The organism is Hyphomicrobium sp. 802, assembly GCF_000526135.1.
Lineage (GTDB): Bacteria > Pseudomonadota > Alphaproteobacteria > Rhizobiales > Hyphomicrobiaceae > Hyphomicrobium_B.
On sequence record NZ_JAFM01000001.1, the window covers coordinates 2,830,953 to 2,843,968 of the forward strand.

Consider the following 13,016-nt stretch of genomic DNA (forward strand, 5'->3'; position numbering starts at 1 on the left):
CCGCTTCTTCAAGTTTTCCAGCTTGCGCTGACGGGCAATAATGCGTCGGCGACGATTGTCTGACATCGTTGGCATCGTTTTATCCTTCCATTCAAATGCGATGATTTCCGGCGCGACATCCGCCGCGGCCGGGATCAGTGCGGGTGTCCTATCAGAGCGACCGGCGCTCGTCACCGAATTCCTAACAGTGGTGCCGTTTTCGATATTCCGGGCCGAGATCAATCGAATTTCAGGCAAATGATTGGAAACACTTTTCGCGTATTCTTCTCGTGTTGGATTTGAATGCAGGAGAAGGAACGATCGCGATGGGCAAGTTCGCACAAGTTACCTGTTCCTTACACGACGACTGGGTGCTCGAGTTCAAGGATCGCGCCGCGCCGCGTCTGAGAAAACTCTTCACCTCAGAACGGAATTTCACGGTTCTGCCCGACATCATCGCTGAGCCGCTGAAACGCTTGGCTCTGGTCGAGCAGGAACGCCGCTGATCCTTTGAAAAAAGAACACCCTGGCTGGGGGGAAGCCAGGGTGTGCGGGTTTGGCCACGGCTTGAGGGACGGCACCTGGGGGGAAGGTGCGGGCCGTGGTACCAGGATTACGTTCCCACGCCGCCGATTGTTCCTGCGACATTCCGGCACGATACGGGTGCCTGCAGGTCTCGGCCCCCTCCTGCCGCTTGGCATCGTCTGGACGACGAAACTCTCCTCTTCCCTTGGCGTTACGCTGCAAAGCAGCAATTGGCCCGCGGGGAGATTTATGCTCCAAGCCGTTACTTCTTTCCAATTCGGTGCGATGCCGGATTGGCTCTTGCCGGTGGGATTGGCGCTCGGCGCGATCGCCGTCGCTATCGTCTTGCATAGCGCACTGGTTGCCACGATGCGCCGCTGGATCGGCGTCAATCACCCTTACCTGCGGTCGGTTTTCACCAACACGAAGGGCGCGACAAGGCTTGCGCTCATCATCATTATCGTTTCGCTGGCCGTTCCCGTTGCGCAGCTCAGCGACAGCGTCCAGTCCTTTTTCAGCAGGGCGCTCGGTCTTGCTTTCATCATCCTCGCAGGCTGGGTCGCCTTGATTGCAACGAAGATCGCTGCGGACTTCTATCTGCGCAGGTTCGACGTGCTGGCTGACGACAACCTGCTTGCCCGCAAGCATTACACGCAGGTTCGCATACTCCAGCGCGCGGCCGAGACGCTTATCGTCATCGTAACGGTCGGCGCGGCATTGATGACGTTCGAAGCGGTTCGGCAATACGGCATCAGCCTCTTTGCCTCCGCCGGCGTTGCAGGTCTCGTCGTTGCGCTTGCGGCGCGTCCGGTTTTCGCCAACCTCATCGCCGGCGTCCAGATCGCCATGACGCAACCAATCCGCGTCTATGATGCGGTTGTCGTCGAAGGTGAATGGGGATGGATCGAAGAGATCACGTCGGCCTTCGTCGTCATCAAGCTTTGGGATTGGCGGCGCCTGGTGGTGCCGCTCTCGTATTTCATCGAGAAACCCTTTCAAAACTGGACGCGCGAGAATGCATCAATCATCGGCACGGTTTTCGTGCACGCCGATTACACTGTGCCGGTCGATCGCGTGCGCGAGAAACTGAAGGAGATCGCCAAGGCGTCGCCGCTCTGGGACGGGCAGGTCGTCAATCTGCAGGTGACGGACGCGACGGAAGGAACGGTCGAACTCCGAGCGCTCGTCAGCGCACGCACTTCGCCTGCGGCGTGGGACCTTAGATGCGAAGTTCGAGAGAAGCTGATTGCGTTTCTGCAGGAGGAACTGCCGGGCTCCCTGCCGCGCGTACGCGCCAGCATGTCCGATGGCACCGTTCGCCGGCAGCGTGTTTCTGAGGCCAACGGCGTGCACGCGAATTGAATGTCTCGACGGGGCGCGATGCATTCGCGCCGTGTGCGGATTTTACAGGGAAGCAGATTCCGTGACGATGGCAGCCTTCTGGAACAGCGGAAGGCGCAGCAGCCTGCTACTTTCAACCTCTGCCATCTTTTTCAATTGCAACCTCTTCTCATCGAGGAACGTCGGTCCGAAATCGGGATTGCACATGATGATGGCTGTACCGTTATCGATGATGTCAGCCAGCTTGATGAGCTTCGCATCCCAGGGCGCGCGGGAAAGGCGCCACGCCGCCTCCAACGCACGGGCCTCGCGGCTGCCCTGCTCCGTATCGGTCAGCCAGAATACGAGTTCGGCGACGACCATCCCAAACTTCTCGATCAACTCTTCGAGCGTCGTATCGGTTTTCTCCAGCGTATCGTGCAGGAACGCGGCTGCGATCACTTCCGGCGCCGTATATCCGTGCTCTCTCAAGATCGACGCAACGCCGTCCAAATGTGCGATATAGGGCTTGCCGTCGTGCGTGCGCGTTTGCCCTTCGTGCTTGGCGAGAGCGAAATCCCTGACGTCTTGAATGGTTGCGACTACGGTCATCAAACGCCCGCTCTCTCCTGAGAAAGCCCACGCAGCCAAGGCCGAAGAAAACCACGAGACATAGACGCGCGCGAGCCTAAAACGGTTTCCCATGCGTGACGATGTGCCGTACACGGACGCACGGGGCGCTATTCACCGTTGAATGCGTGCTGAAAAACTGCTGGCCTGGCCTCAACCGGCAAAAAGTCGGGTGTTGATCAATGCCGGAGGCGGAGCGTTCAAATAACTCTCAATCATTGGAATATGTGGTTCTATCGCTGCCCGCCCGCTCGCGATCATTTCATCAGCGCGGTGGAAGTCGAGAACGCCGATATCGGCAAGGTTCGGCGCAACAAGCAGATCGGGCGGATCGCCCATCAGCCGCGCGCGAGAGATCCGATCATGGAAAATGCTGAAGGAGTTCAGAATAACCGAGGTGATTCCCGGCGCGCCGTCGCTGCGGCCGAACAATTGACGGTGCAGAAGCTGGAACGCGCCGCGGCCATTCCAGCGCGTGATGGGCGCCTCATCGACGATGACCTCCTCTGAAATCTCGTCATCGTCGTCGCCAATCGAAATGCCACCGCGTCCAAACTCCGTCGTCAGGTTGACCCCGATGACGACGCGCGCGCCCAGTGCGCGGCACACCGAGACCGGAATCGGGTTGACGAGACAGCCGTCGACCAGCCAACGGCCATTGATGTTGACCGGCTTCACGATGCCCGGAATTGCCGACGAAGCACGAACCGCGTCGATCACGTTGCCGCGACGCAACCACACTTCCTGCCCGGACGACAGATCCGTCGCAATTGCAGCAAAGCGCGTTGGGAGATCTTCGATCTTGTATCCGCGCAAATGATCGTCGAAGCGGTCGAACAGGCGTTGCCCCGCGATAAGGCCCGATCCGGAAACGCTCAGATCAAGAAAGCTGAACACCCGCCGACGGGTAAGGCTTCGGGCAAATTCCTCCAGCGTGTCGAGACGTCCTGACGCATAGTGACCGCCGACAATGGCGCCAATCGATGTACCGACGACGATTTCGGGCTCTAACCCAGCCTCCGCCAAGCCTCGCAAAATACCGATATGCGCCCAGCCCCGTGCGGCTCCACCGCCCAAGGCCAGCGCGAATTTCTGCTTCGACATGGGAAACCACCTCTCGCCGTGACCCGTAACGGCCATTGTCACAACGCACGTAGCCCCTACTTTGTTCGATATGGGCAAGGCGCGCAATCATACTCGCGGATTATCGCAAATGGACGATATCGGGCCCTGAGGCAGGTTTATTGGGGCGCCCTTTGCTGTCCCTCCGTAGCTCTGCGGCCATTAAATTATAGTCATGCTGCGTCTTGCCGATGGCAGGGTACTCGGGGTTTCGACCGATCTCATTGGGATGCTCTGACGTAGCCGAGAGCCATTGCCTGCGCACGGCCGCATATTATCGCGGTGCAGCTCGTCTGCTCGATCAATCGAGCCGGCCGTCCTCGCGAAGCTCGTACAAAAATTGCCGTAGATGGAAGCACTCGTCTTTGATCGTCTTAAGAGCGAGCTTCGCCTCGAACGATCTGCCCTCCGCCCGGGCGGTATCGAGACGCGCCGCTTCACCGCGAATGAGATTTAAGCCGTGAACGATCCGCTCTGCCGCTTTGTCCTTGTCCATCACGCACCCCGCTTTGCACGTTTGCGAGTGTTGTCGAAGGGGAATGCGGCGGTCGGGTGACGACAGCGTAACGTTCTATTTCATGATGTTAACCAAACAATCCGCAGCAGCGCTTCGTTCAAACAGCGCAAAACGCCGGTCGAAGGCAAACGCCGAGCGTCGAGGTGCGCAAGAGGTTTGCGCCCTTCTGCGCGCTCGCTTCGTCGTGCGTCCAAAGCGCCAGGAACAGCATTCCAACGTATACGTTACGAATGCAAACACGGATTAAAAAAGATTGGATGGGCGCGTGCGAGATATCGATGACTGGATGTTTCATTTCGAGCGACAGGTAGCGGTGCGATTGAGAAAATTGTTCTCAAATGATGTCCAAGAGCTACCCGACGCTCTAATGCAGCGGCTTAAGCGGTTGGCTGAGGTCGACCATAAGGATGAGCGAACCGGTAACAGGCCAAAGCCTTCCCAGTGACAGGGCTCACCCTCAGATCGCGAGTTCCGCGTCGCGTTCCGCCCAATAGAGATCGGCCAGCCGATCCAGCAGGACATCGGGAAGCGGCTTTTCGGCGACCTCAAAATGCAGATAATCATTCGCCGGGACGAGGCGAATGTCATAATTCGCGATACGCGTACGAGGCTGTATCGTTGCTGGCGCGGTATCCAGCGACAGACCTAAATTGCCGCCTTCCCACATCGATGATTGCCATGCGCGCAGCATGGCTACCGACCAAATCCAAACTGCCATTGCGGGATGCATCATCGTTCTCCTGCGAAGATCGATGATAAGAACGCGCAGCCATGCGGTTGAGTTTCGCTCTGCGACAGAGCGCCCGAACTCCCTTCACGGCTGCGCGATTAGACTTCCGTAGAGCGTGGTTTTATCCCCTCGGCTCCAGCTCCCAATAGCCAGGCGCACCATAGGCTTCATGCAGGCGCGTCTCCGCCTCGCGATTGCGCAGCGAAAGCGGATCGAGATTGGGCGAAGATTGAAGCTGCTCTTCGGTAATGCCCGTCACATAGCCATCGAGATCCGAATCCCATTTCAGCGCGGTCCACGGAATGACGTATTGGCTTTTTCCGAGCCCGAGAAATCCGCCGAAGCTCAATACGGCATAGCGTACCTTTCCCGTCATCGTGTCGACGATGAGATCATCGACAGCGCCGATCTCGGCATGACTGCCGTCGTAGACAGACGTGCCGGGCACCTCGGTGGTGTTAAGAAATCTGTTTTCGGCTTGCATGGTCGACATCCTTTCCGTTTCGACCCCGTACTGCCGTGGAACGCCACGTGCAGCCCACGGTTCCGCCGCCCGAGGATGTGCGCGATCTTGCGAAGCTTACGAATTTCTGCGCCGGGCAAATTCTTGCTGAAGATGCTCGATCTCTTCATCAGTGCAATGCTCAAGGTCGATCAGCCGATTGCGCGCCTTCTGCGTGCTACGAATGAGTTCGTCGAGCTTGAGTTGGATGGCCTTGCCGTCTCTGTTCTGGCTGTGTTGAATGAGAAAGACGGCCAGGAACGTCACCAACGTCGTTCCGGTATTTATGATGAGCTGCCAGGTATCGGAATAATGAAAAAGCGGGCCGGTGGCAGCCCAAACAATCACGGATAATGTCGCAACGACGAAGGCCGACGCCGATCCGATAAGAAGTGCCGACCAGCCGGCAAACTCCGTGAACCAGCAGAGCAGTTTTTTCTTCCACGACTGCTGCTGCTCGCATCCGCTGGACTTCGACATATCGCCGATGACTTGAGGGCTAACATCGCTCATTTTTGCGCAGACCACCGGAAAGCAGCGCGCCTCTTACTTGAGTCCAAAGCACGCCGCTGCTGTTCTTTGAAGCCGAGAACGCGCTACTTGCTTGTCCGGTTCCGTGTCACGCGCCTGTAGCGTCGCGTACGCATTTCTTGGTGAAGCTTGTCTCGGCTGCACCGTGAAGTTTCTTGCCTTTCGCGTCAGCGGTGCACTTCGTATTCGCGTCTTTCGTGCATTTCGTCATAAAACTTTTCAGCGCGGCACCGGCGAGCTTCTTTTCTTTCGCGGTTGCACTACATGTTGCATCGGCCATTGCCGCGCTGCAGAGGCCAAGGCTGATCAAAGCTGCAAGAACAATTTTCATCGCATCTACTCTCCATTTTTTCGACCTTCGCGAAGGGCGGTTACAGCCTTCGTTTGTAGACGAATGATATGCCAACATTCTCTTCGAAGATTGCCAATTCGCGATCGACGAGCTTACCGAAAAGTAAAGGGACGCGGCATGATCCGTGCGCGGCATTATTTGGGTTGGACGCTTTGATCGCCTCCCGGCTCGCCCGGCGGGATGATGACCGGCATTTTATCGCCGGTGCTCGCCGGGGGTGCCTGATGAATTTCAGGATCAATGCCGTGGGGCGGCTTGATTACGCCGTCATTCCTATCGAGCTTCTTACTCAGCGGGACATCGCCGGATTGCTTTGCCAGGCCCGGTTTTTGAGAGTCTGGTTTTTGAGACGGCGTGGGCTCCGTTGTTTGTGCCTCCGCAGCGGTCACAGCTGCTGCGAGACAGCAAATCGAAATGGCACCAAACAACCATCGCCCTGCCTGCACCATTGAGAAACTTTCCATATACCCACCTCTTCCTGAAGATGAGGCAACGGCCCGCGCTCGCTGGGAGTTCCCCGTTGTGTCCTCAAGACACCCGTCCAGAAGCGCTTGCTTTCACGCTGATGGAACCGAAACCACCGCAGTTGGTAAAGCCGGGGCTACGGCACGCACGATCCCTCAGTGCGACTGCCCCAAAAGGCCGTAGCGGAATGGAGCACCCCGATTGGCAGGGATCGGGGTGCGTCCAGACTTATGGGGAATTGCTCAAGCTGCGCTCGAACCCGAACTCGACGGACGGGCCGCGTTGCGCGACGCGTGGCCATTCGATTTTTTCATGAGAGTGTTCAGTTGGCTAAACAGAGACGGCCCTTCCACTTGGTCGTCCATATAACCTTCTTCACGCAACTTGCGCTTGATGTCCGCGACCGAGGCACAACGGCCCGAGCTTGCAAGCTCGAATGCGCGCTCCAATTGTGAAATGCGACTATCCACTGCGATGCTCCTTGGCTTGGGTATCCTACTTTCGTCAGACCTTCTTGTCGTTTTGAGCATGAGCCACAGCGTATGCAGGCCGCGCGACACCGTGGCGTCCCGCTGACAGCATTTTTTCACTCGCCTAATCACTGGCTTGGCCGCTATGTGCGTTCGCCGCACCTCGTGATCAGTACGCTCATGCCTGTCATAGGCCATGCGCAAAATGGTTCGAGGCGCGTTCGAGTTCCGACAACATCGCGGAATTGTTTAACATGAGCCGTCACAAGTCCCCCCCGAGCGCACTGCGCATCCTTGTTGCCTGTAGCCCGACCTATCGCAATCGGCGCGCCATTATGGAGGCACTCGGGTCGATCTTCATCGACACGATCGAGCAGCAGCGGGAGTATTATTATTACGCCTGTCCGGCGATCGCGGAGATCTTGGACGACGGTATGTTCAACCGCTCTGTCTTTCACGAATTGACGCCTGGCGCCGGCGCCGAAGCGGCAAAAGCCAAGGCGCTGAAATTCGCCTATATCGTTGTCGGCGGAGACGATGCGTTTGCCACTAAGATCGTTTCCGACATCGGAGGTCCTGACACGATGCTGGTGCGTCTGACGTAACTCAAAGGACGCGTATGCCGGCCCACTGGATCTAATCCCAGAACGCACAATATTTCAGGTAAGGCGTTTTCGAGAGCGAGGAGAGACAATGGACAAGCGGAAGCAGCAAGTCGTCGAGCCGGAAGAATTCGATCCGGACGAGCCCTCGCCGGTGCCCGTGCAGATGCCCGGCGAGCCTTTGGAAGCACCATCCTATCCGGGCGACGATGACGATTCTGACGATGAACGGGAAGACGAGAACGAGGCCGTCCCCGACGAGGACGCGGAAGACTAGTCAACCTTCGCGCGCCCACGTGTCGGTTTGTGCGATAGCTGAAAGACGACGCCGAGCGCACTCCGCGCTCGGCTTTTTTTTGCGATGTCAATTGATGGAGTGGTAAGTCTGCAGACCACTCTCGTCGATCAGGCCTTTGACGGCGATGATCGCGCCTGACATCTGCTGACGCGTCGGATAGCGCGCAGGTGGCTCTGACGTAAAGACGGACGGAATATTGCGCACAGAGAGCATGCGGCAGAAGCCGATCGTCTGCGGATCCTGCGAATACGGCAGCACCACAGCGTCTATATTTTTTGCATCGAGAAGACGCTCTGCGAATGCAAGGCTCTCGACGACGTGTGCTTTCGCACCCGCAGCAATAAACGACTGCCGTAGTCCAAACGCTGCTTCGCCATTCGGGTCGACGATCAAAATAGAAAGGTCTTGAAGTGACGTCATAGTGGGTACCTTGCGGCGCGATACGGTCGCGCTTTCCGCGTGGAGCCAAGCCTTTACGGCCAAGCAGTCCCAGGATGACAGCAACGCAGCGGGGCAACGTAGCTGACAATATTTTGAATAAGCCCCGGTGCCGAGCATGTAGGCAGTTGCACAGAGTTCATGCAAGCGGAAGTTCGCTCGACACGCGAACATTCGTCATTGCATCGCACCACTCCGCAAAGTGAAAAAATTCCCGAAAATTGCGGCTAAATCGATGTCGAAGCCAACACCGATGCGATCAATCCGTGCTTCATGCAAAGGTAGACGAGCTCGATATCGGACTGTACGCCGAGCTTCGATTTGATCGTGTAGTGATGATTTGCAATCGTCTTCGGACTGAGATTGAAAGCGTTCGCGATCTCATCCGTCGCCTTGGCGTCGAGGATCATGCGGAGGATCTCGAACTCGCGGGGAGTCAAGGCATCGATCGGCGAGACGTCATCCATCACGCGGCTCTCGGCGATGATGCGATTGATCTCATCGCACAGCGCCGGCTTACCCGCGTAGACGCTGCGGATCGCATTGATCAGCACATCCGGCGCGCTGCTCTTGGTGATGTAGCCCCGCGCACCGGCCCGGAATGTCTGCTGCGCATAAGTTGCGTCGGCATGCATCGTGAACATCAAAACGCGGGCATGCGGATCGAGCTGACGGATCTGGCGTACGAGATCGATACCCCCACGACCCGGCATAGAGATATCGGCGATGACCACGTCCGGTTTCGCGGCCTTGAAGGCTGCATATCCGGACGAGGCATCGCCGGCCTCGGCGACAACTTCCATGCCGTCATGCTTTTCGATCAGACGCCGATAGCCTTCGCGGACCACGGCGTGGTCATCGACCAGCAGCACACGGATATTTCTCATGCGGCGCTCCCATGCGCGTGCGACGGGAACTGCACATGTAGCCCGAAGCCTCCCTGCTCAAGCGGCCCGGCATCCAACGATCCGCTCAACGCGAGCACGCGTTCGCGCATGCCGATCAATCCCGATCCGGCAAACGTTTTCTGTTTGACGTCGGGCGTCGACCCGATGCCGTCGTCTGTCACCGCCAGTTCGATTTTCTCGCCAGCCGCATTGCGAAACTGGTTGAGCGTTACCTTGACGTTTTGCGCATTGGCGTGTTTGGCAGCGTTGTTCAAGGCTTCTTGGATGATCCGATATACGTGTGCTCTGGTCTCGGAATTGAGGTCTTCAACGTCGCCACTCGTCTCAATGGTATAGCGCGTCCGGCCTTTTGCCTCCGTGTTATAAGCGGCCACAAGGCCTTCCAGGCTCGGAAGCAATCCGAGATCGTCGATTTCCTGCGGACGAAGATACGTCAAGGTTTTGCGCAGAGAGATCATCAGGCTCGAAGCCATGTCTTCCAACGCCCTCGCCTCGCCTTCGAGCTTCGTCGCGTCGTGTTGCACCGCTATTCTGAGACAGGCGGCAAGGGCATTTAGCGCGCTGAGCTTCTGCGCGATTTCGTCATGAAGCTCGCGCGCTATGTGGCGACGCTGCTGTTCCTGAGCGTCGACCAGACGGCGCGCAAGCTCGGCACGCTCCGACGACGCGCGCTTGAGGTCGGCGACGAGCGCATTGAAGACTTCGCTGATGCGATTGATTTCGACGACACGGAAGGACGGCAACTGGCTGGAAAGATCGCCCTTCGCCAGGCGATTGATGCGGTCTAGAATTACCGTCGTGGGGCGCAGTGCGCGCTCGATCACGTAGTACGTGACGAAGCAAAGCAGGGCGACGAGTAGAGCCGAGAAGCTGAATACCGGCGCAATGGTATGCCATGTCTCGCCGGCAATCGCGGCAGGATTGAAGGTTGCGACCACGCTGCCCGCAACTTTGTTGCGATATGAAACCGGACGAGATACCCGCGTCTCACCACCGACGAGAGATCTGTACGCATCGATGAACCATTGCGGCGACGGGTTCGAAACCGTGTCAACGCCGGAACAGCTCGTTCTCCATTCCGACCCGTCCTGCTTCAACAGCTGCACACACTGTCCCGGCTGAAGAGCGTAGCTGGTGACCAAGTCCCAATCGGGAAATCTCTTCGGAATGTCGAGCATCGTGTCGATCCGAAGGAGTTGCAGATTGAGTTGCCGGCTGACGGATTGCGCCAGCTCTTCATTCTGGTGCTTTGCGATGCTCGCCACGCGATAGATGGCGATGAGCGATCCGGCGAAAAGACAGGCTATCGCGACCAGCGTGATCCGGCGAACGAGCAGCCACTTCAGCGTCATTGCAAACTCCGGCGATAGCGGTCTCAAGCTGCGCACAATCTATCGGGACGCCGACAGCGCGTGAAGCGCCGGCTTGCTTCGTCGGGAAATTTGCCCGGCGGCCGCTGGGCTTTTCGCCGTAGTCGGCGCTGGCTTGCTAGCCGATGTTCCGTTCAGGACGCTGTATTGCGCCCAGACATCATCCTGAAACAACGGAGGAACGTCGTGTCCGGCAACACATTCGATGACAGCAATATTGCTTGGCGGCAACTTGAGGGTTTCGATGACCTCTGGTTCTACGTCTACAATGTCGACCGCAAAAACGGCATCGTCGACGCCATTTTCAAGTTCGGTGCGCAGTCGAGAATAATGCTTCACCAGCACAAGGTGCCCTACATCACGCTGGTGCTGCAGGGAGAGCTGAGGTTCTACAAACCGAACGGCGACATGAAAGAAATCCGCCCCGTCGGCAGTTATGTCGTCGGCGTCGCCAATGGCGATCCGCATCTCGAAGGCGGCGGCGAGGACGACGTGATCGTGTTTTTCAGCTTCCGAAACGCCGAGGACGTTCTGTTCGTCTTTCTCGACGACCAACTGCAGCCGGTTCTGCCATTCGGCGTGGGCGATTTCGAAGAACAGCTCAAGGCCCAGGGACCCGCGAAATGGCAGAAAGCAGCATAACGCTGCTGGTGTCCGCTTAAGCGGACAAATGCGTACCCGCTCCGGATGTCCGGCCTACATGCCGGCGCCGGGGCGGGCGGCGTTGCAAAACGACGCGCTTGTCGTCTCGGCGTGCGGCTGGTGCCAATGGATGATAAGGGTCATGTTGGGTGCGCTCCGGCGCATGAAGCGGCTTCCAGTCCACTTGTTACGACCGAAGCGGCGCCATGTCCTTCAATCCAAGAATCCCAGCCATGACAAACTCATCCGATTATACCCCGCCGAAAATCTGGACTTGGGAAGCACCAAGCGGTGGGCAATTCGCCAACATCAATCGTCCGATCGCCGGAGCGACGCACGACAAGGAGCTTCCGATCGGACGGCATCCGCTGCAGCTTTATTCGCTCGCGACGCCGAATGGCCAGAAGGTCACGATCATGCTCGAAGAGCTGCTTGCGCTCGGCCATAAAGGCGCTGAGTACGATGCTTGGCTGATCCGCATCGACAAGGGCGATCAGTTCGGCAGCGGCTTCGTCGAGGTCAATCCGAACTCGAAAATTCCAGCTCTCATGGATCGCAGTGGGCCTAAGCCGCGACGTGTCTTCGAGTCGGGCGCCATTCTTCTTTATCTTGCGGAAAAATTCGGCGCGCTGCTGCCTCCCGATCCAGATGCGCGCACAGAAGCGCTGAACTGGCTGTTCTGGCAGATGGGTAGCGCACCCTATCTCGGCGGCGGCCTCGGTCACTTCTACAGCTATGCGCCGATCAAGATCGAATATGCGATCAATCGTTTCGCGATGGAGACCAAGCGACAGCTCGACGTCCTGGAGCGCCATCTCGCGGCACATGCCTTCATGGCAGGGCACGACTACTCGATTGCAGATATCGCGATCTGGCCATGGTACGGCAATCTTGTCCGCGGTGATCTCTATGGTGTGGCCGAGTTCCTGCAGGTTCAGGACTACACCAACGTCAACCGCTGGGCGAATACCATCGCGGAACGTCCTGCCGTCAAACGCGGACGCATGGTCAATCGCATTTCCGGGCCGCTCAATCAGCAATTGCGCGAGCGCCACGACGCCAGCGATTTCGAGACGAAAACGCAAGATAAAGTGGTGGCGTAAACGGACGTGCTGCGCGCCCGGAAGGGTTTACAGCATCAGCAGCCGCGGCTTGCCATGCACTGGCCATAGCCCGGCTCGCTCACGCCAAACTGATCGAAGCAGCTGTGACGGACGTCGCGACAGTGGATCTCATAGTCGCTGCGCGGCGGAATGCCGGAATTGTTGCCATTGTTGATCGCCGACCAGGGCACATCGACAAAGACGCCAGAGTTTTGGCTCCAGGGGTTCTGCCCGCCGCCACCCGGGCCGCCAGGGCGACGACCATCCATCTCGCCGGCCGCTGCCGCTCCGGCAAACATCGTGCAGGCAACCGCTACGGTCACGAGCCATTTCATGGCAATCTCCGCCTTTCCGCATTCATCGCCGCGAATGTGCCTGACGAAGCTTGCCGGAGGGTGTCTTGGCGCGGCTATTTCGTGGGGCGGTTACCGGCCTGCGAAGGTGCGCTTCAGAAAGAGACAGCCTGGCCGGGAGGTCGAAAGGCGCGCCGTATCAGAACTACGCAGCTTCGG

Annotated in this window: 19 protein-coding genes; 6 read left to right on the forward strand and 13 right to left on the reverse strand. The window is 58.0% G+C overall.

From position 1 onward, the window contains the following. Positions 1–305: 305 nt before the first annotated feature. Both HYP802_RS0114420 and HYP802_RS22410 read left to right on the forward strand, forming a co-directional pair. A complete protein-coding gene (locus tag HYP802_RS0114420) occupies positions 306–485 on the forward strand; it encodes a hypothetical protein (protein WP_013948077.1) in 180 nt (59 codons plus the stop codon). A gap of 268 nt (positions 486–753) precedes the next feature. Next, a complete protein-coding gene (locus HYP802_RS22410; RefSeq protein ID WP_024276030.1) occupies positions 754–1,866 on the forward strand; it encodes a mechanosensitive ion channel domain-containing protein in 1,113 nt (370 codons plus the stop codon). A 42-nt stretch (positions 1,867–1,908) separates the two neighbouring features. On the opposite strand, the gene HYP802_RS0114430 is transcribed toward HYP802_RS22410, so the two are convergent. The 9 genes from HYP802_RS0114430 to HYP802_RS0114475 form a co-directional block, all read right to left on the reverse strand. Next, positions 1,909–2,436 (reverse strand): HD domain-containing protein, encoded by a 528-nt coding sequence (locus tag HYP802_RS0114430; RefSeq protein ID WP_013948079.1) that lies wholly within the window; start codon positions 2,434–2,436, stop codon positions 1,909–1,911. Positions 2,437–2,607: 171 nt separating this feature from the next. Next, positions 2,608–3,558, reverse strand: a complete 951-nt coding sequence (locus HYP802_RS0114435) for a patatin-like phospholipase family protein (RefSeq protein ID WP_013948080.1) — start codon at positions 3,556–3,558, stop codon at positions 2,608–2,610. Positions 3,559–3,877: 319 nt separating this feature from the next. After that, entirely contained in the window at positions 3,878–4,072 is a 195-nt protein-coding gene (locus HYP802_RS0114440; protein ID WP_013948082.1) for a hypothetical protein, read from the reverse strand. A gap of 478 nt (positions 4,073–4,550) precedes the next feature. Continuing rightward, on the reverse strand, positions 4,551–4,811 hold the full coding sequence (locus HYP802_RS0114450; protein WP_244421020.1) for a hypothetical protein: 261 nt from the start codon (positions 4,809–4,811) through the stop codon (positions 4,551–4,553). Between the two features lie 133 nt (positions 4,812–4,944). Continuing rightward, on the reverse strand, positions 4,945–5,307 hold the full coding sequence (locus HYP802_RS0114455) for a PRC-barrel domain-containing protein (protein WP_013948086.1): 363 nt from the start codon (positions 5,305–5,307) through the stop codon (positions 4,945–4,947). Between the two features lie 96 nt (positions 5,308–5,403). Continuing rightward, a complete protein-coding gene (locus HYP802_RS22415) occupies positions 5,404–5,838 on the reverse strand; it encodes a low affinity iron permease family protein (protein WP_013948087.1) in 435 nt (144 codons plus the stop codon). Positions 5,839–5,944: 106 nt separating this feature from the next. After that, positions 5,945–6,187 carry a PsiF family protein gene (locus HYP802_RS0114465; protein WP_013948088.1) on the reverse strand — a complete coding sequence of 81 codons (243 nt, stop codon included), beginning with the start codon at positions 6,185–6,187 and terminating at the stop codon, positions 5,945–5,947. Positions 6,188–6,342: 155 nt separating this feature from the next. Beyond that, positions 6,343–6,672, reverse strand: a complete 330-nt coding sequence (locus HYP802_RS0114470) for a hypothetical protein (RefSeq protein WP_013948089.1) — start codon at positions 6,670–6,672, stop codon at positions 6,343–6,345. 243 nt (positions 6,673–6,915) lie between these two features. Beyond that, a complete protein-coding gene (locus tag HYP802_RS0114475; protein ID WP_155831240.1) occupies positions 6,916–7,143 on the reverse strand; it encodes a hypothetical protein in 228 nt (75 codons plus the stop codon). A gap of 254 nt (positions 7,144–7,397) precedes the next feature. Between HYP802_RS0114475 and HYP802_RS0114480 the strand changes: the two genes are divergently transcribed. Both HYP802_RS0114480 and HYP802_RS0114485 read left to right on the forward strand, forming a co-directional pair. Next, positions 7,398–7,748 carry a hypothetical protein gene (locus HYP802_RS0114480; RefSeq protein ID WP_013948091.1) on the forward strand — a complete coding sequence of 117 codons (351 nt, stop codon included), beginning with the start codon at positions 7,398–7,400 and terminating at the stop codon, positions 7,746–7,748. Positions 7,749–7,836: 88 nt separating this feature from the next. Next, on the forward strand, positions 7,837–8,022 hold the full coding sequence (locus HYP802_RS0114485; protein ID WP_013948092.1) for a hypothetical protein: 186 nt from the start codon (positions 7,837–7,839) through the stop codon (positions 8,020–8,022). 87 nt (positions 8,023–8,109) lie between these two features. Here the strand turns inward: HYP802_RS0114485 and HYP802_RS0114490 are convergent, their stop codons facing one another. The 3 genes from HYP802_RS0114490 to HYP802_RS0114500 all read right to left on the reverse strand — a co-directional run bounded on the left by HYP802_RS0114490 (position 8,110) and on the right by HYP802_RS0114500 (position 10,741). Next, entirely contained in the window at positions 8,110–8,463 is a 354-nt protein-coding gene (locus HYP802_RS0114490; RefSeq protein ID WP_013948093.1) for a hypothetical protein, read from the reverse strand. Between the two features lie 245 nt (positions 8,464–8,708). Further along, positions 8,709–9,368, reverse strand: a complete 660-nt coding sequence (locus tag HYP802_RS0114495; protein ID WP_013948094.1) for a response regulator transcription factor — start codon at positions 9,366–9,368, stop codon at positions 8,709–8,711. Beyond that, complete coding sequence (locus HYP802_RS0114500) at positions 9,365–10,741, reverse strand: sensor histidine kinase (RefSeq protein WP_013948095.1); 1,377 nt, start codon at positions 10,739–10,741, stop codon at positions 9,365–9,367. The genes HYP802_RS0114495 and HYP802_RS0114500 overlap by 4 nt, the downstream gene beginning before the upstream one ends. A 204-nt stretch (positions 10,742–10,945) precedes the next feature. Between HYP802_RS0114500 and HYP802_RS0114505 the strand changes: the two genes are divergently transcribed. Both HYP802_RS0114505 and yghU read left to right on the forward strand, forming a co-directional pair. Beyond that, entirely contained in the window at positions 10,946–11,401 is a 456-nt protein-coding gene (locus HYP802_RS0114505; RefSeq protein WP_013948096.1) for a hypothetical protein, read from the forward strand. A 233-nt stretch (positions 11,402–11,634) separates the two neighbouring features. After that, positions 11,635–12,504 carry a glutathione-dependent disulfide-bond oxidoreductase gene (gene yghU / locus HYP802_RS0114510; RefSeq protein WP_024276035.1) on the forward strand — a complete coding sequence of 290 codons (870 nt, stop codon included), beginning with the start codon at positions 11,635–11,637 and terminating at the stop codon, positions 12,502–12,504. 35 nt (positions 12,505–12,539) lie between these two features. On the opposite strand, the gene HYP802_RS0114515 is transcribed toward yghU, so the two are convergent. Continuing rightward, complete coding sequence (locus tag HYP802_RS0114515) at positions 12,540–12,839, reverse strand: hypothetical protein (protein ID WP_013948098.1); 300 nt, start codon at positions 12,837–12,839, stop codon at positions 12,540–12,542. Between the last annotated feature and the right edge of the window lie 177 nt (positions 12,840–13,016).